The sequence below is a fragment of the Pseudomonas arvensis genome (assembly GCF_056688935.1).
Genome location: NZ_CP162038.1, coordinates 677,370 through 695,229, shown reverse-complemented (window position 1 = coordinate 695,229; position 17,860 = coordinate 677,370). Strand labels below are relative to the sequence as shown.

At 62.4% G+C, this 17,860-nt stretch carries 15 protein-coding genes; 10 read left to right on the top strand and 5 right to left on the bottom strand.

The annotated features are described in order from the left end of the window. Positions 1-15: 15 nt before the first annotated feature. From accB to AB3G88_RS03025, 10 genes are all read left to right on the top strand, one after another. Positions 16-480 carry an acetyl-CoA carboxylase biotin carboxyl carrier protein gene (gene accB / locus AB3G88_RS03070; RefSeq protein ID WP_112193219.1) on the top strand — a complete coding sequence of 155 codons (465 nt, stop codon included), beginning with the start codon at positions 16-18 and terminating at the stop codon, positions 478-480. 17 nt (positions 481-497) lie between these two features. Beyond that, positions 498-1,859, top strand: a complete 1,362-nt coding sequence (accC, locus tag AB3G88_RS03065) for an acetyl-CoA carboxylase biotin carboxylase subunit (RefSeq protein WP_112193217.1) — start codon at positions 498-500, stop codon at positions 1,857-1,859. Between the two features lie 275 nt (positions 1,860-2,134). After that, positions 2,135-3,013 (top strand): 50S ribosomal protein L11 methyltransferase, encoded by an 879-nt coding sequence (gene prmA, locus AB3G88_RS03060; RefSeq protein WP_099583603.1) that lies wholly within the window; start codon positions 2,135-2,137, stop codon positions 3,011-3,013. 30 nt (positions 3,014-3,043) lie between these two features. After that, positions 3,044-4,276, top strand: coding sequence for a DUF3426 domain-containing protein (locus tag AB3G88_RS03055; RefSeq protein ID WP_112193213.1), 1,233 nt, complete (start codon positions 3,044-3,046; stop codon positions 4,274-4,276). A gap of 185 nt (positions 4,277-4,461) precedes the next feature. Beyond that, positions 4,462-5,475 (top strand): tRNA dihydrouridine synthase DusB, encoded by a 1,014-nt coding sequence (dusB, locus tag AB3G88_RS03050; RefSeq protein WP_480453158.1) that lies wholly within the window; start codon positions 4,462-4,464, stop codon positions 5,473-5,475. Beyond that, a complete protein-coding gene (fis, locus tag AB3G88_RS03045; RefSeq protein ID WP_032890623.1) occupies positions 5,472-5,792 on the top strand; it encodes a DNA-binding transcriptional regulator Fis in 321 nt (106 codons plus the stop codon). The genes dusB and fis overlap by 4 nt, the downstream gene beginning before the upstream one ends. An 81-nt stretch (positions 5,793-5,873) precedes the next feature. Next, positions 5,874-7,481 carry a bifunctional phosphoribosylaminoimidazolecarboxamide formyltransferase/IMP cyclohydrolase gene (purH, locus tag AB3G88_RS03040; RefSeq protein WP_099583607.1) on the top strand — a complete coding sequence of 536 codons (1,608 nt, stop codon included), beginning with the start codon at positions 5,874-5,876 and terminating at the stop codon, positions 7,479-7,481. A gap of 216 nt (positions 7,482-7,697) precedes the next feature. Beyond that, positions 7,698-8,990 (top strand): phosphoribosylamine--glycine ligase, encoded by a 1,293-nt coding sequence (gene purD / locus AB3G88_RS03035; RefSeq protein ID WP_158878521.1) that lies wholly within the window; start codon positions 7,698-7,700, stop codon positions 8,988-8,990. Between the two features lie 103 nt (positions 8,991-9,093). Then, positions 9,094-11,865 carry a hybrid sensor histidine kinase/response regulator gene (locus tag AB3G88_RS03030; RefSeq protein WP_099583609.1) on the top strand — a complete coding sequence of 924 codons (2,772 nt, stop codon included), beginning with the start codon at positions 9,094-9,096 and terminating at the stop codon, positions 11,863-11,865. A gap of 56 nt (positions 11,866-11,921) precedes the next feature. Then, positions 11,922-12,518, top strand: coding sequence for a type III secretion system genes modulator TspR (locus AB3G88_RS03025; RefSeq protein ID WP_003217330.1), 597 nt, complete (start codon positions 11,922-11,924; stop codon positions 12,516-12,518). On the opposite strand, the gene AB3G88_RS03020 is transcribed toward AB3G88_RS03025, so the two are convergent. The 5 genes from AB3G88_RS03020 to cobG all read right to left on the bottom strand — a co-directional run bounded on the left by AB3G88_RS03020 (position 12,515) and on the right by cobG (position 17,810). Then, the gene (locus AB3G88_RS03020; protein WP_099583610.1) at positions 12,515-13,297 is read right to left on the bottom strand and encodes a hypothetical protein; all 783 of its coding nucleotides are present in this window, start codon (positions 13,295-13,297) and stop codon (positions 12,515-12,517) included. The two genes, AB3G88_RS03025 and AB3G88_RS03020, sit on opposite strands and share 4 nt — an antisense overlap. A gap of 236 nt (positions 13,298-13,533) precedes the next feature. Next, positions 13,534-15,171, bottom strand: coding sequence for a precorrin-3B C(17)-methyltransferase (gene cobJ, locus AB3G88_RS03015; RefSeq protein WP_480453154.1), 1,638 nt, complete (start codon positions 15,169-15,171; stop codon positions 13,534-13,536). Next, positions 15,171-15,902: a precorrin-2 C(20)-methyltransferase gene (locus AB3G88_RS03010; protein WP_480453152.1), complete on the bottom strand. Its 732-nt coding sequence runs from the start codon at positions 15,900-15,902 to the stop codon at positions 15,171-15,173. The genes cobJ and AB3G88_RS03010 overlap by 1 nt, the downstream gene beginning before the upstream one ends. Then, positions 15,902-16,528, bottom strand: a complete 627-nt coding sequence (locus tag AB3G88_RS03005; protein WP_099583613.1) for a precorrin-8X methylmutase — start codon at positions 16,526-16,528, stop codon at positions 15,902-15,904. The genes AB3G88_RS03010 and AB3G88_RS03005 overlap by 1 nt, the downstream gene beginning before the upstream one ends. After that, positions 16,521-17,810, bottom strand: coding sequence for a precorrin-3B synthase (cobG, locus tag AB3G88_RS03000; RefSeq protein WP_480453150.1), 1,290 nt, complete (start codon positions 17,808-17,810; stop codon positions 16,521-16,523). The genes AB3G88_RS03005 and cobG overlap by 8 nt, the downstream gene beginning before the upstream one ends. Between the last annotated feature and the right edge of the window lie 50 nt (positions 17,811-17,860).

Sequence of the window (17,860 nt, the reverse complement as noted above, 5' to 3'; positions counted from 1 at the left end):
GGGAGTTGATGATTCATGGATATCCGTAAAGTTAAGAAATTGATCGAACTGCTGGAAGAGTCCGGCATCGACGAGCTGGAAATCAAGGAAGGCGAAGAGTCCGTACGGATCAGCCGCCACAGCAAGACCCCGGCTCAACAGTTCTACGCGCCACAGATGCAAGCACCGGCTCCGGCTGCTGCACCTGCCGCCGCGCCAGCCGCTGCCGCTGCTGCACCTGCTGCCCCGGCCGCGCCTGTTCTGAACGGCTTCGTGGTCAAGTCGCCAATGGTCGGTACTTTCTACCGCACCCCGGCTCCGACCTCGCCAGCCTTCGTTGAAGTCGGCAAGACCGTGAAAGTGGGCGACACCATTTGCATCGTTGAAGCGATGAAAATGATGAACCACATCACCGCTGAAAAAGCCGGCGTCATCGAATCCATCCTGGTAGAAAACGGTCAGCCGGTTGAGTACGACCAGCCGCTGTTCACCATCGTTTGAACCGCGGAGCGCCTTCGATGTTGAAACCTGCGAAGAAACTGCAAAAAGTCCTGATCGCCAACCGCGGCGAGATCGCGCTGCGGATCCTGCGCGCCTGTAAGGAAGAGGGCATCAAGACCGTCGCTGTTTACTCGACGGCCGATACCGAATTGATGCACGTGAAACTGGCGGACGAAAGCATCTGCATCGGCCCGCCACTGGCCACGAACTCGTACCTGAAAGTCTCGAACATCATCGCCGCTGCTGAAGTGACCGGCGCTGATGGCATCCACCCTGGCTACGGCTTCCTCGCGGAAAACGCCGATTTCGCCGAACAGGTGGAAAAGTCCGGGTTTGCCTTCATCGGCCCGAAAGCCGAAACCATTCGCCTGATGGGCGACAAGGTCTCGGCCAAGGACGCCATGATCGCGGCCGGCGTGCCAACCGTTCCTGGCTCCGACGGCCCACTGCCGGAAGACGAGGAAACCGCGCTGCGCATTGGTCGCGAAGTCGGGTACCCGGTGATCATCAAGGCCGCCGGTGGCGGTGGTGGTCGCGGCATGCGTGTGGTGCACAAGGAAGAAGACCTGATCGAAGCCGCCAAGCAGACCCGCTCCGAAGCGGGCGCCTGGTTCGGCAACCCGATGGTCTACCTGGAGAAGTACCTGACCAACCCACGTCACGTGGAAGTCCAGGTACTGTCCGACGGCCAGGGCCACGCCATCCACCTGGGCGACCGCGATTGCTCGCTGCAACGTCGTCACCAGAAGGTACTGGAAGAAGCACCGGCACCGGGCCTCGATGAGCAAGCCCGCGAAGAAGTGCTGGCTCGCTGCGTCAAGGCATGCATCGATATCAACTATCGTGGCGCCGGCACCTTCGAGTTCCTCTACGAAAACGGCCGCTTCTACTTCATCGAGATGAACACTCGCGTGCAGGTAGAGCACCCGGTTTCGGAGATGGTCACCGGTATCGACATCGTCAAGGAGATGCTGAGCATCGCCGCTGGCAACGTGCTGTCGTTCACCCAGGCCGACGTGAAGATCCACGGCCACTCCCTGGAGTGCCGGATCAACGCCGAAGACCCGAAAACCTTTATGCCGAGTCCTGGCCTGGTCAAGCATTTCCACGCGCCCGGCGGCAACGGCGTACGTGTGGATTCGCACCTGTACAGCGGCTACAAGGTTCCGTCCAACTACGATTCCCTGATCGGCAAGCTGATCACCTGGGGCGCGACCCGCGACGAGGCCATGGCCCGTATGCGTAACGCCCTGGACGAAATCGTGGTCGACGGCATCAAGACCAACATCCCACTGCACCGGGACCTGGTTCGTGATGAAGGCTTCTGCGAAGGTGGTGTGAACATTCACTACCTGGAACACAAACTGGCCGACCAGTAAGTGCTCCACCCAACAAAGCCGCCTTCGGGCGGCTTTGTTGTTTCCGGGCCCCAACTTTCAGGCCATACGCAGTACAAATGTGGGAGGGGGCTTGCCCCCGATAGCGGTGGATCAGTTACAGATATTGATACTGACACACTGCAATCGGGGGCAAGCCCCCTCCCACATTTGATTTGTGTTCAGTCAGTACAGTCGTCTTATGCCCTGCTCTCGCGTAAACTTGCGCCCTTTCGCGACCCTGCCGTCGCACACTCATTTTTTCAAAGGTGCCCGCCATGCCTTGGCTGCAAGTCCGTCTCGCCATCAGCCCAGAACAAGCCGAAACCTACGAAGACGCGTTCCTCGAAGTGGGCGCCGTCTCGGTGACCTTCATGGACGCCGAAGACCAGCCGATTTTCGAGCCGGAACTCAACACCACTCCGCTGTGGTCCCACACCCACCTGCTGGCCCTGTTCGAAGACGGCACCGATGCTGCCGCCGTGCTGGCCCATATGGAGCTGCTCACCGGTGGCCCGCTGCCCGAGCATCACAGCGAAGTGATCGAAGACCAGGACTGGGAACGCAGCTGGATGGATAACTTCCAGCCGATGCGTTTCGGCCAGCGCCTGTGGATCGTACCGAGCTGGCATGCCGCACCAGAGCCTGATGCGGTGAACCTGCTGCTGGACCCAGGCCTGGCGTTCGGCACCGGCACCCACCCCACCACCGCACTGTGCCTGGAATGGCTCGACGGCCAGGACCTGACCGACAGCCACGTGCTGGATTTCGGCTGCGGCTCGGGGATCCTGGCGATTGCCGCGCTGTTGCTGGGCGCCAAGCAAGCCGTGGGCACCGACATCGACGTGCAGGCCCTGGAAGCCTCGCGCGATAACGCCGGGCGCAACCATATTCCTGAAGATAAATTCCCACTCTACCTGCCTGAAGACCTGCCGCAGGTCCAGGCCGATGTGCTGGTGGCGAATATCCTCGCCGGGCCGCTGGTTTCCCTGGCGCCGCAACTGTCGAGCCTGGTCAAGCCGGGCGGGCGCCTGGCGCTGTCGGGCATCCTCGCCGAGCAAGGCGAAGACGTTGCTGCCGCGTATGCTCAGGATTTCGAGCTGGATCCGATCGCCAACCGCGATGGCTGGGTACGCATCAGCGGGCGTCGGCGCTAGAATGAGCGCTTGCCTGAATCGGATGGCCGCATGACCGACAGTTTCGTCACCCAGTGCCCGCATTGCCAAACACGCTTTCGCGTCAACCACGCTCAATTGAGCGTGGCCCGTGGCGTGGTGCGCTGCGGCTCGTGCCTGCAAGTGTTCAACGCGGCTCGCCAGCTGCTGGAGCAGCGCGCCCAGGCCCCGGCGCCTGAACAACCGGAAATCGCGCTGCCCCCTGAGGCGCCCCGCGCCATCAGCCAGAAACAGTGGACCGCCGAAGAGCTGGACCTCGACAACCTGGACCTGGACGAAGAACTGGCCAAGCTGGAGCGCCGCGAGATTCAGCACACGCTGCCCGTGGGCGCGGAACGTCGCCAACCGGGTGCAGAGCGCCGCCAGAAGGAAGACGCCCTCAGCGCCAGCCGCGAAACCGTCAAGGCCGAAGAAGAAAAATGGGCGGCCAGCCTGTTCAGCGATCCGCCTGAAGAGCGTACCAAAGCCCCGGAAGACGAGTCGGAACCGAGCAACGCCCCTGCGACAAAGCAGCGCACCGAGCCGTCCATGTCGCAGCACATCGACGATATCGACGACGAGCCGCCACTGCGTGCAGCCCCCGAAGATGAAGACCTCGACCCACCGTTCACCCCGCTCACCCAGGCGGCGGACGAGCCGGAACCCGAGGAGCGCCCCCAGTTGCGTCGCAAGCGCCCGCGCCCCGACGCCGGCGTTCACGACGAACTGCTCCAGGACCTCGAAGACGACCCGCTGCACCTGTACGCGCAAAAGCGCCCACAGGGCTGGGGCCGCCGCTTAATCTGGATACTGCTGGTGCTGATCGCCGCCGCGGGGTTGGCAGGCCAATACATCGCCTACCAGTTCGACGACCTGGCGCGCCAGGACGCTTACCGCCCGTGGTTCCAGCAACTGTGCCCCACACTGGGCTGCAAGGTGCCATCACGGGTCGATATCGCCCACATCAAGAGCAGCAACCTGGTAGTGCGCAGCCACCCGGAATTCGCCGGGGCGCTGGTGGTGGATGCAATCATCTACAACCGCGCGACGTTCTCCCAGCCCTTCCCCCTGCTGGAGCTGCGTTTTGCCGACCTCAATGGCGGCCTGATTGCCAGTCGTCGCTTCAAACCCGCCGAATACCTCAGCGGCGAGTTGGCCGGCGTGAGCGAAATGCCATCGCAGACCCCGATCCATATCTCCCTGGACATCCTGGATCCGGGCAACAAAGCCGTGAATTACAGCCTGAGCTTCCACTCGCCCGAGTGAACCGACCCACTCACCGAAGCTTGACGGTGGATTATTGACTTGGCGCCGCGCATCCAAACCGGCGGCGATAAAGAAATAACTGTTCAGATTTTATCCAATCCAGCCTTTATCCAGTCATCGAGAGCGGGTATCATGCCAACCCTTTTTCGAACTCTAATGATCCGGCCCCACAACAGGGAAGTCCTATGTCGGCGGTACGCATCGGCCCATACACATTGCAGAACGGCTTGATCCTCGCCCCGATGGCGGGTGTCACCGACCAGCCCTTTCGTCAGCTGTGCAAACGTTTGGGCGCGGGTCTTGTAGTCTCGGAAATGGTCACCAGCGACATGAGCTTGTGGAACACCCGCAAATCGCGGATGCGCATGATCCACGAAGGTGATCCCGAGCCCCGCTCGGTACAGATCGCCGGCGGTGATGCGCAGATGCTGGCGGATGCGGCCCGAGCCAACGTGGAGTTGGGCGCACAGATCATCGACATCAACATGGGCTGCCCGGCCAAGAAGGTCTGCAACAAGGCCGCCGGTTCCGCGCTATTGAAAGATGAGCAGTTGGTTGCCGAGATCCTGCAGGCCGTTGTCGCCGCAGTGGATGTGCCGGTAACCCTGAAGATCCGTACCGGCTGGGACCGGGACAACAAGAACGGCCTGACGGTGGCGAAGATCGCCGAACAGGCAGGTATTACAGCGCTGGCGGTCCATGGCCGCACACGCGCCGATCTGTATACCGGTGAAGCCGAGTACGACACCATCGCCGCGATCAAGCAGGCGGTGTCGATGCCGGTGTTTGCCAATGGCGACATCGACTCAGCCGAAAAAGCCCGGCGCGTACTGCACGCAACCGGTGCCGATGGCTTGTTGATTGGCCGGGCCGCCCAAGGGCGCCCGTGGATTTTTCGTGAGATCGAGTATTTCCTGCGTACCGGTGAAGTCTTGCCGGGGCCGGAATTGGTCGAAGTGGAACGTATTCTGCTTGAGCATCTGGCTGCACTTCACACCTTCTATGGGGATGTGATGGGCGTGCGCATTGCTCGCAAGCATGTGGGTTGGTATCTCGCAACCCTGCCGGGCGCCAGGGAGTTTCGCGCCGGATTCAATCGTTTGGATGAAACGCAAGCACAGGTCACCGCCGTTCGTGAGTTTTTTGCCGAACGAGACAAGAGCCTGAGAGCAGGGGACGGAGAAGGGGTGGCCGCATGACGATGATGACCGAGACTTTAGTGAGTGGAACAACACCCGTGAGCGACAACGTCAATTTGAAACAGCACCTCAACACGCCGAGCGAAGAAGGCCAGACCCTTCGCGGGAGTGTCGAGAAGGCGCTGCATAATTATTTCGCCCACCTTGAGGGCGCTTCCGTCACGGACGTGTACAACCTGGTGCTCTCCGAAGTCGAGGCGCCCTTGCTCGAATGCGTGATGAACTACGTCAAGGGCAACCAGACCAAAGCCAGTGAGCTGCTGGGCCTCAACCGTGGCACCTTGCGCAAAAAGCTCAAGCAATACGATTTGCTGTAAGCATTCAATCAAACCAGAAAGGCGCCCGCGTAAAACCGGTCGCCTTTTTTGCTGACTCCTTTGCTTTTGATGGAAATTGAAATGACCGACCAGACTACCCGCCTGCCGATCCGCCGCGCCTTGATCAGTGTCTCCGACAAGACCGGGATCCTCGAATTTGCCCGGGAGCTGGAAGCCCTGGGCGTGGAAATCCTCTCCACGGGCGGGACCTTCAAACTGCTGCAGGACAACGGCGTGGCCGCAGTAGAAGTCGCGGACTACACCGGTTTCGCAGAAATGATGGACGGTCGGGTCAAGACCCTGCACCCGAAAATCCACGGCGGCATCCTTGGCCGTCGCGGTATCGACGACGCCATCATGACCGAGCACGGCATCAAGCCGATCGACCTGGTGGCCGTCAACCTGTACCCGTTCGAAGCCACCATCAACAAGCCAGGCTGCGACCTGCCGACCGCTATCGAAAACATCGATATCGGCGGCCCGACCATGGTGCGCTCGGCCGCCAAGAACCACAAAGACGTGGCCATCGTGGTCAACGCCAGCGACTACACCCAAGTGCTCGAAAGCCTGAAAGCCGGCGGCCTGACCTACGCCCAGCGCTTTGACCTGATGCTCAAGGCGTTCGAACACACCGCCGCCTACGACGGCATGATCGCCAACTACATGGGCACCGTGAACCAGGCCGCCGAAACCCTCAGCACAGAAGGCCGCAGCCAGTTCCCGCGTACCTTCAACAGCCAGTTCATCAAGGCCCAGGAAATGCGCTACGGCGAGAACCCGCACCAGAGCGCGGCGTTCTACGTGGAAGCCAAGCCTGCCGAAGTGGGCATCGCCACCGCGACCCAGCTGCAAGGCAAAGAACTTTCCTACAACAACGTGGCCGACACCGATGCCGCGCTGGAATGCGTGAAGAGCTTCGTCAAGCCGGCCTGCGTGATCGTCAAGCACGCCAACCCGTGCGGCGTGGCCGTGAGCCCGGACGCTGAAGGCGGCATCCGCCAGGCGTACGAATTGGCCTACGCCACCGACACCGAGTCGGCGTTCGGCGGCATTATCGCCTTCAACCGTGAACTGGACGCCGAGACCGCCAAGGCCATCGTCGAGCGTCAGTTCGTTGAAGTGATCATCGCCCCTTCGGTAAGCGAAGAAGCGCGCGCCATTGTTGCCGCAAAAGCCAACGTGCGCCTGCTGGCCTGTGGCGAATGGTCGGCTGACCGCGCTGCAGCCTGGGACTACAAGCGCGTCAATGGCGGCTTGCTGGTACAGAGCCGCGACATCGGCATGATCGGCAGCGAAGACCTGAAAGTCGTGACCAAGCGCGCCCCGACCGAGCAAGAGATCAACGACCTGATCTTCGCCTGGAAAGTGGCCAAATACGTTAAATCCAACGCCATCGTCTACGCCAAGAACCGCCAGACCATCGGCGTCGGCGCCGGCCAGATGAGCCGCGTGAACTCGGCGCGTATCGCCGCGATCAAGGCTGAGCACGCCGGCCTGCAGGTTGTAGGTTCGGTGATGGCATCCGATGCGTTCTTCCCGTTCCGTGATGGTTTGGACAATGCCGCCAAGGCCGGCGTGACCGCCGTGATCCAACCGGGCGGCTCGATGCGTGATGCTGAAGTGATTGCCGCTGCTGATGAAGCCGGCATTGCCATGGTCTTCACCGGCATGCGCCACTTCCGTCACTGATCCAAATGTGGGAAAGGGCTTTGTGGTGAGCGGGCTTGCCCCGCGCTGGGCTGCGAAGCGGCCCCAAAACAGCAATCCGCGCCGTATCTGATGCCCTGCGTTCTTGTTGATTGGGGCTGCTTCGCAGCCCAGCGCGGGGCAAGCCCGCTCACTACATAAGTTCAGCTCCACACTGAAGCGCTCGTGCAGCGCCTTACAGAATTTGAGGTTTTTGAAATGAATGTATTGATCATTGGCAGCGGTGGCCGTGAACACGCCCTGGCCTGGAAAGTTGCCCAGGACCCGCGCGTCCAGAAAGTTTTCGTCGCTCCCGGCAACGCCGGTACCGCCATTGAAGCCAAGTGCGAAAACGTCGCCATCGACGTATTGGCCCTTGAACAACTGGCCGACTTTGCTGAAAAGAATGTGTCCCTGACCATCGTCGGCCCGGAAGTCCCTCTGGTCGCTGGCGTTGTGGACCTGTTCCGCAGCCGTGGCCTGGACTGCTTCGGCCCGACCGCTGGCGCTGCACAACTGGAAGGCTCCAAGGCTTTCACCAAGGATTTCCTGGCGCGTCACAAGATCCCGACTGCCGACTACCAGAACTTCACCGAGATCGAGCCGGCCCTGGCCTATCTGCGTGAAAAAGGTGCACCGATCGTGATCAAGGCCGACGGCCTGGCCGCTGGCAAAGGCGTGATCGTTGCCATGACCTTGCAGGAAGCCGAAGACGCCGTGCGCGACATGCTCGCCGGCAATGCCTTTGGTGAAGCCGGTTCGCGTGTGGTCATCGAGGAATTCCTCGACGGCGAAGAAGCCAGTTTTATCGTGATGGTCGACGGCAAGAATGTGCTGCCGATGGCCACCAGCCAGGACCACAAACGCGTCGGCGACGCCGACACTGGCCCGAACACCGGCGGCATGGGTGCCTACTCCCCTGCCCCGGTGGTCACCGCAGACGTGCACAAGCGTGTGATGGACCTGGTGATCTGGCCGACCGTGCGCGGCATGGCCGACGAAGGCAATGTGTACACCGGTTTCCTGTACGCCGGCCTGATGATCGACAAGGCCGGTAACCCGAAAGTCATCGAGTTCAACTGCCGCTTCGGCGACCCGGAAACCCAACCGGTGATGCTGCGCCTGCAATCGAGCCTGGTCCTGCTGGTGGAAGCCGCCCTGGCGCAAGCCCTGGACAAGGTTGAAGCACAATGGGATCCACGCCCGAGCGTCGGCATTGTGCTGGCGGCCGGTGGTTACCCTGCCGACTACGCCAAAGGCGATGTGATCGAAGGCCTCGATGCTGCCGCAACGCTGGAAGGCAAGGTGTTCCATGCGGGCACCGCGCTCAAGGATGGCAAGGTTGTGACGGCCGGCGGTCGTGTACTGTGCGCTACCGCAATGGGCGCCAGTGTCGACGCTGCGCAGCAACAGGCTTATGCACTGGCCAAGAAGATCGACTGGAAAGGCTGCTTCTACCGCACGGACATCGGCTACCGCGCCATTGCCCGTGAACGTGGCGAAACTCAGTAACACTAGCTATCCGTTCGGTTAGGCAAGGGCCTCTGGCCCTTGCCGTCTACAGGCCTCCCCGCGCATAGTTAACCCGTGCATCAACCTACGAAGGGATTTCGCCGTGCGCTGGCTCAGGATCGCCATAGGTTTCACTGTCAGCCTGCTGACACTGCTCTGCTTGTTCCCGGCCCAGGCCGCTGCACAAGGCAGTGGTTGGGCAGTATTGCTTGATGAACAGGCCGACCTGCAACTGAGCGACATCCGTTCCCCGCGCTACACCAATCAATTCAGCCCCATCGAACTGGACCGCGTGACCGCTGCGCAGCCCGACGGTGCGTTGTGGGTACGTTTCAAGCTGCAGCCCGGCAAGCACGAGCAAGTGCTGCGGGTATTCGCCCCGGACCTGTCGCACCTGAGCCTGTATGTATTGGACGGCGACAGCCTGGTCGAGCAACAAAGCACCGGCGCCCGCCAGCCCCAGGCGGAACGCCCGCTACCCAGCAGCGATTTCATGCTGCCAATGCCCCAGAGCCAGAAGCCTCTCGACGTCTACCTGCGCCTGGTCTCGGAACACGAACTGCGTCCCTATATCACCCTGGAACCGGCCGTGCTGGCGGCCGCCGACCAGACCCAGACGCTGATCTACGGCCTGCTGTTCGGCTGCCTGCTGATGCTGATCCTGCACAACCTCTCGCGCTTCGCTTACCACCGCTCGCGCAGCAGCCTGTGGCTGGCGGCCTGTGAACTGCTGTTGATGCTCAGCCTGGCGCTGCTGCTCAACCTGGTAGGCCCATGGCTACCGAACTGGCATGCGATCCAGACCCCCGGCGCCTACCTGGCCTTGCTGCTGACCGCGCCGTGCGGGCTGATGTTCGCCTATCGTTTCTTCATGCCCCTGGGCCCGCACCCGCTGAACAAAGTGTTGATGGCCGACATCCTGTTTATCGTGCTGTGCGGCCTGCTGCTGTTGTTCGTCAACACCCTGCCGCTGAACATCATCACCTACGCCCTGGTGGCCCTGGCCGGCCTGAGCATGCTGTTTGTCTCGGCTTATCACTGGCAGAAAGGCTACCGCCCGGCGCGCTTGTTCGTGGCGGGCATGGTGGTGTTCAACATTGGCACGCTGATCATCCTCCCAGCCCTGCTGGGCCTGACGATGGTGTCGCCTCAGGGGTTGATCATCACGCTGCTGGCGTTTATCTGCCTCAGTGGCTTGTTGATGAGCCTGGCCCTGGGCGAACGCCAGCGTGCGATTGTCGAGGCCCGTTTCAGCCTCAGCCGCGACCTGGCCGCCAGCAATGCCGAGATCGCCGCCAAGGCCGAGTTCCTGGCCAAGATCAGCCACGAAATACGCACCCCCATGAACGGCGTGCTGGGCATGACCGAGTTGCTGCTGGGCACGCCGCTGTCGGTGAAGCAGCGCGACTACGTGCAGACTATCCACAGCGCCGGCAACGAGCTGCTCACACTGATCAATGAAATCCTCGATATTTCCAAGCTTGAATCCGGGCAGATCGAACTGGATGACGTGCAGTTCGACCTCAATGCCCTGATCGAAGACTGCCTGAGCATCTTCCGCGCCAAGGCCGAGCAGCAGAATGTCGAGCTGATCAGTTTTATCCAGCCCCAGGTGCCGCGCGTCATCAGCGGGGACCCGACGCGCCTGCGCCAGGCGATGCTGAGCCTGCTGGAAAACGCCCTGCACAAAACCGATGAAGGCGAAGTCCTGATCGTGGTCGCCCTGGACGACCGCAGCACCAAGCCCCGCCTGCGCATTGCCGTGCAGGACAGCGGCCTGCCGATGGAAGCCGCCGAGCGCGACGCACTCCTGCACAGCGAACTGCACAGCAAGAATTTCCTCTCGGCCACCCGTCTGAGCGGCCACCTGGGCTTGGTGATCGCCCGCCAACTGATCCTGTTGATGAACGGCGAATTCGGTATCAAGAGCGGCAGTCACCAGGGCAGTACCTTGTGGCTGACCCTGCCACTGGACCCGGAACGCCTGGAGCACCCCACCTCCGACCTCGATGGCCCGCTCAAGGACGCCCGCGTGCTGGTGGTGGACGACAACGACACCTGCCGCAAAGTGCTGGTGCAGCAATGCACCGCCTGGGGCCTGAACGTCAGCGCGGTGCCCTCAGGCAAGGAAGCCCTGGCCTTGCTGCGCACCAAGGCGCACCTGCGCGACTACTTCGACGTCGTGCTGCTGGACCAGAACATGCCCGGCATGACCGGCATGCAACTGGCGGCAAAGATCAAGGAAGACCCGAGCCTGAACCACGACATCCTGCTGATCATGCTCACCGGCATCAGCAACGCGCCAAGCAAGATCATCGCGCGCAACTGTGGGATCAAACGCATCCTCGCCAAGCCGGTCGCCGGTTACACCCTCAAGACCACCCTGGCCGATGAGCTGAACCAGCGCAGCAAAGGCGGCGTGGCGCTGCGCGTCTCACTCAACGCCCCGGCGGCGATTACCGTGCCCAGCGATTTCAAGATCCTGGTCGCCGAAGACAACAGCATCTCCACCAAAGTGATTCGCGGCATGCTCGGCAAGCTCAACCTCAATCCGGACACCGCCAGCAACGGCGAAGAAGCGCTGGAGGCGATGAAGGCCCAGCGTTATGACCTGGTATTGATGGACTGTGAAATGCCGATCCTCGATGGCTTCTCGGCCACCCAGCAGCTGCGGGCGTGGGAAGTCAGCCACCAGCGCATTCGCACACCGGTGGTGGCGCTCACGGCGCATATCCTTTCGGAACACAAAGAACGCGCGCGCCAGGCTGGGATGGATGGGCATATGGCCAAGCCGGTGGAGTTGTCGCAGTTGCGTGAGCTGGTGGAATTCTGGGTCGCGCAGCGTCAACAGCGGGCGGAGCACGCGCCTTCCTGACCTGGAGCGTACCGCCTGATAGACTCTCCACACTTTTCCTGCCGCGAGCTACCTCCATGCTCCACGTGTTATTCAGCGTCTACCTGAAAATGCTGGTGCTCTACAGCCCGTTCTTCGTGCTGTCCTGCTTTATCAGCCTGACCCGTGGCTACTCCAGCAAAGAACGCCGGCGACTGGCCTGGAAGGTAGCGTTGGCGACCCTGGTGTCGAGTGTGCTGCTCTACCTGTTCGGCCGGGTGATTTTCAGTGTGTTCGGCATCACCGTGGATGCGTTTCGCATCGGCGCCGGCAGTGTGTTGTTTATCTCGGCCCTGGGCATGGCCCAAGGCAAGTCAGCGGTGCAGACCGACAATGTGCAGCAGGACGTGACCATCGTACCGCTGACCATTCCCCTCACCGTCGGCCCCGGCACCATCGGTGCGTTGTTGGTGATGGGCGTCAGCCAGCCGCACTGGGATGACAAGATCACCGCCATCCTCAGCATCGCCCTGGCCAGCCTCACGGTTGGCGTGGTGCTGTATCTGTCCAACCGTATCGAACGGATTCTCGGTGACCAGGGCCTGCAGATTGTCAGCCGGTTGATGGGCCTGTTTGTGTGCGCCCTTGCCGCGCAAATTATCTTTACCGGCGTACGGGGTTATCTGGTGCCTTAGATCCGGTACTTGGCAATCGCCGACTGCACCTTGTCGCCCGCACTCTCGCGCATCAATTGGATGGTTTTTTCGTTGACCACCGAGGTGCTCAGCACCAGGCAGGTCTGCCCGCTGAAGGCCTCGACCGAAGCGCTGTCCCACTCAAGGAACGGCAATCCCACCTGTTTGCTCACGCTCTGGGTGCTGTAGGTCACCAGCACCATCGTCAATTCGCCGCCCGCTTCGACACAGGACGCCAGGCCGAAATCACCGCCCTGGTGCAGCGTACTGTTGCGCCTGAACAACTCGAAGGACGCCGGTTGCTGCTTCATGGCCTCCAACGCATCGGCCGCCAGTTTCGGCAGCGCTGCGACCAATGGCCCCGAAACCGACATCGACGCCAGCATCGTGGCGATGATGTTCAGGGCCGCCAATTGCACCGACAGGCCCTTACCCGAATGTGAAACCCGCTCGAAACGGCTGCGCACCGGCAGCCAGCCCAGGCTGATCATCACCTTGATAAATTCGTCGTACCAGGCCTCGGTACCTCGCGGGGTCTTCAAGACATCACTGACGTAACTGCTGGCCAACAGGTAGCTTTTGCGGATGTATTCCCGGTTCAGGCCCGACAGCCCCTCGGCGAACGACATCACACTGTTGTTGACCACTGCCGCGTTGCAGTCGTCCCCCGTGTCGAGCGGCGGCAATGAGGGTTGCGCGCCAGGCGCCCTCGGTAATGTGTAGGCGGCAATCAACTTGCGCCGTTTTGTGTTGTTGATCCTTCTGTGATGTTGCTCCATTTTCGGTTCTCCACAAGCACCCCACATGGGGCTTACCTGCACACTAGTCCAGTGGCCGATGCGCGTTCCAGGCGACAAACATCCCTTGGCAAAACACACCTGAAACCAGCGCCCAGCAATCACACGGGACACCTGCGAGCCTTCGTTTTTTCGTCGCACAAAAAAGAAAAAGCCCCGAACAACAGCAGAGTAATCCCTGTGTTATTCGGAGCTTTCTGACAGCCAGCAGGCCATTTTCAGGAGATGGGTTTCTCACCATACCAGCGTGGCGTATAGACCCACTCACCACCACCGGCTCGCGCGAATGTGCAAGTGGTGGACGAGCCGATCAGCACCATGGTGCGCATGTCCACCTGGTCCGGAGTGAGTTGCCCCAGGGTAGTGACACGCAAGGTCTGACCCGGTCGGCCGATATCGCGGCCCAGCACCACCGGTGTTTGCGGCGTGCGGTGCAACGCGACGATTTCCAGGGCACGGCCCAGTTGCCACGGCCGTGACCGCGAAATCGGGTTATAGAACGCCAGGGCCAGGTCGGCCTGGGACGCGAGGTCCAGGCGTTTTTCGATGATCGACCACGGCTTGAGGTTGTCCGACAGCGACATCACGCAGAAGTCATGCCCCAGCGGCGCGCCCGCCTGGGCAGCGGTGGCCAGGGAGGCCGAGACACCTGGCAGGATTTCCAGGTCGACCTGATGCCAGGCCGGATCGCTGGACTCGTGCAACGCCTCGATCACCGCCGCCGCCATGGCGAACACGCCAGGGTCACCGGACGACACCACTACCACCGAACGGCCCTGAGCGGCCAGTTCGAAGGCATGGCGTGCGCGTTGCATTTCTTCGCGGTTGTCGGTGCAGTGCTGAATCTGATCGTCGCGAAATGGCCCGGCCATGCGCACGTAGGTTTCATAGCCCAACACATCGGTGCAGCGCGCCAGTTCGGCCTTCACCGCCGGCACCATCAACTCGGCGGCGCCGGGGCCGAGGCCGATCACGGCGAGGCGGCCACGCGGGCGGCCCACCTGCGACAGGTTCAACGGCTGCTCGGCGACGTCAATCACGATGTCGGCATCCTGAATAACGCTGGCGAAACGCAGCGGCACCGCCAATGCCGATGCGGCTTCATGCAGCGACGCCTCGGCCATCTGCGTGTCGCTGGCCAGCAGGCACGCCAGGGATTGCACGGCGATGCCTGCGTCATGCAACGCCGCTCGCACCCGCGCAGCCAACTCCACACCCGGTTTGCAGGTGACTGACACCGTCTTCGGATAGATCAGCAATTCATTGGCAGCCGGCACGCGCTCGGCGCTGCCTACGTGAATCGCCAGGCGCGCTTGCTGGTCCTGGGGCAAATTCGCTTGACCCAGCCACGGCGCCGCGCCTTCGATACGTACGCTTTCGCCGGCCAGCAGGTCGGAGACGAAGCGCTTGCCCAACTCCAGATCCGCCAACTCATAACCGGCCGGCGGGTTGAGCAGGCAGGTGCCGAAGCGCAGTTCGCCACTGGTGGTGATCGCAGCGGCCACATCAAGTGCGGCCGCAATGTCCCGCGCCATCACGTTCACGCCACCCAGGCCGCCGAGCAGCGGCACCACGGCACTGCCGTCTTCGGCAACGGCCAGCACGGCCGGTTCTTCGCCTTTTTCCAGCAGCAGCGCAGCCAAGGTGCGGATGACGATACCGGCCGCGCACAGCGCAATCAGCGGTGTGCCGTGCTGATACAACTGACGCAGGGTGGCGCCGAAGTCGCTGTAAGCCTGGTCCGCACCGTCAACCCGCCCGGCCAAGCCGTGGATCACGGCGCCAGGGTAAACCTGCTGGATCCTGCGCGCGGTCGCCAGGCTGCCCTGGCCGAGGATGACAATCGCCGGACTCATCACCCTTGCCACCGTTCACCGGGCACGATGATCAGCGAGAAGTACGGTGACGACGACGGGTCGACCTGATCCAGCGGCACGATCTTCTGGTTGGCCATGGTGGCGCGCTCCACATACAGCGCGCGCTCGGCCAGGCCGAGTTCTTCCAACACCTGGCGCACCTTGGGGAAGTTGCGACCCAGCTTCATGATCACCGCCGCGTCGGCATCCGCCAGGCGGCGCTTGAGGTCATTGTGAGGCAACACGCCCGACAGCACGGAGAGGCTCTGGTTGCGATACACCAACGGTGCGCCAAGCACCGAAGCGCCGCCGAGCATCGAGCACACGCCCGGAACAACCTGGGCTTCGTAGCGCTCGGCCAAACGGTCATGCAGGTACATGTAGGAACCGTAGAAAAACGGATCACCTTCGCAGATCACCGCCACATCGCGACCGGCGTCCAGATGCGCGGCCACGTCGACGCTGGCGGTGTCATAAAAATCGCTGATCACTTGCTCGTAGGACAGCGGCGCCGGAAGTGCCTCGGTGGTCACCGGGTACACCAGTGGCATCAGGGTCTGTTGCGCCACGAGGTGGTCCTCGATGATGCCGAAGGCGTTGCCCTTCTTGCCCTTGGCCACGAAGTACGCCACCACCGGCGATTCACGCAGCAGGCGCAGGGCCTTGAGGGTGATCAGTTCCGGGTCGCCGGGGCCCACGCCCAGACCGATCAAACGTCCGCGTGCCGGCATTATTCCACCTCCGTGGCGAGCGCATTGACCGCTGCGGCGGCCATGGCACTGCCGCCCAGGCGGCCTTGCATGATCACGAACGGCACCCCACGGCTGTCAGCGGCCAGCATCGCCTTGGATTCAGCGGCGCCGACAAAACCCACCGGGAAACCGAGGATCAACGCCGGTTTCGGCGCGCCCGCATCGAGCATTTCCAGCAGGTAGAACAACGCGGTCGGCGCGTTGCCGATCACCACCACACTGCCTTCCAGGTGCGGGCGCCACAGCTCCAGGGCGGCAGCGGAGCGGGTATTGCCCAGCTCCCGCGCCAGTTCCGGCACGCTGTCGTCGCGCAGGGTGCAGATCACCGCGTTGTTGGCCGGCAGGCGCGTGCGGGTCACGCCTTCGGAGACCATCCGCGCATCACACAGAATCGGCGCGCCAGCGGCCAGCGCATCGCGCCCGGCCTTGCCCGCACCTTCGGAAAATTGCAGGCCGTCGATGGCATCGACCATGCCGCAGGCATGAATCACCCGCACCGCGAGTTTTTCCAGATCGGCCGGGATGCGGTCCAACTTGGCTTCCGCTCGAATAATGGCGAAGGAGTTGCGATAGATCTCCTGACCGTCGCGGATGTAATCAATCATCGGTGTTGCTCCGTGGACAAGCGCGCAACAGGGCGCCCGCCGCTTCAATGGAAAGAGTGCGCGCGTGCAGCCGGCCAAAACCCGGGTGGGCTGCATCGCGAAAATAGAGGTCGTAGTGGCCTGGGCTCACCGCCAGCAGGGTGACTGGCGCGGTGTGCGCGGCGGCGCAGGAACGTGGGCAGCCTGTCAGATGCACGTCATGCCCGGCTTGCAGCACGGCCAGTTGCAGGGCGTCGGCCTTGGTGTCGGCCAGTGCCTTGGCGCAGCCGCTGGAGCCGGTGCAGGCGGTCAGGCGCGCCAGGGGTTGGTCGATGGAACAGAGAAAGCCCAGTTGCGCCAGGCGTTCACTCACGGCGTGAGGTTTTTCGACGTTGGGCAGCAGCACGCCTTGCCAGGGAGTGAAGCGCAAGGTGGCGTCACCGTAGTCGCGAGCGAGTTGTGCGGCGCCCCTGAGCATCGTCGGATCCAGGCGACCCAAAGGGGCGATGGCCGCGACATAGAATTGATTCTTCTGCGCCTGTGGATAAGTCCCGAGGTGCAGCAAGGCGCCACTGGGCGGGCGTTTGAAGCCGTCGACCGGCAGCAGCGGCAGGCGCAGATGGCTCAGCAAGTTATCCACAGGCAAATGGCGCATGCGCGTTTGTTCTGGGGTGGCGAGGTCGAGAAAGGCGTCCAGCACCGCCACCACCAGTGCGTGGCCCTGCTCCAATGGCACCGCTGCCAGGGGCGCATCCAGCCCAGGACAGCCGGCCAGACCGAACGCGAGCAGCGTCTCGCCATTGCGCGCGAACGCCGAGAGCCACAGATCGTGATGATGTTCGAGCATCGCCAGATCCTCGCCGCCATCCAACTGCACGGCGAACTTGGCCGACAGCGCATGGAAACGCGGGTGGTTTTGCAGGGTGGCGAGGATCTGCCCGGCCAACGGGCGGGTGTCGAACAGCATCTGCGGGTCAATACCGGCGCTGGGGCTGAGCATCAGGTTGCGCACATCGTCACCGCCAGCGTTGCTCGGGCCGAGGCCTGCGGCCAGCAGCCTGGCAATCAGCGCATCCTGCCCGGCGCCGATCCCACGTATTTGCAGATTGGCGCGGTTGGTCGCCTCGATCACCCCGCCGGCATAGGCCTGGGCGGCTTCGGCCACGGCGTCGGCTTGCGCACTGGTGATCGAGCCACCGGCCAATTTGATCCGGCAGATACCGCCATCCAACGCCTGGACAATACGCAGCAACCCCGGACAAGCCGAGGGGCGCAAGGTATTCAGAGTGGGCGTTGGGTTCACGGGGCTACCGGTTCACAGGTAAAGGCGCGGTATTATGCCTGCTTTGTCCG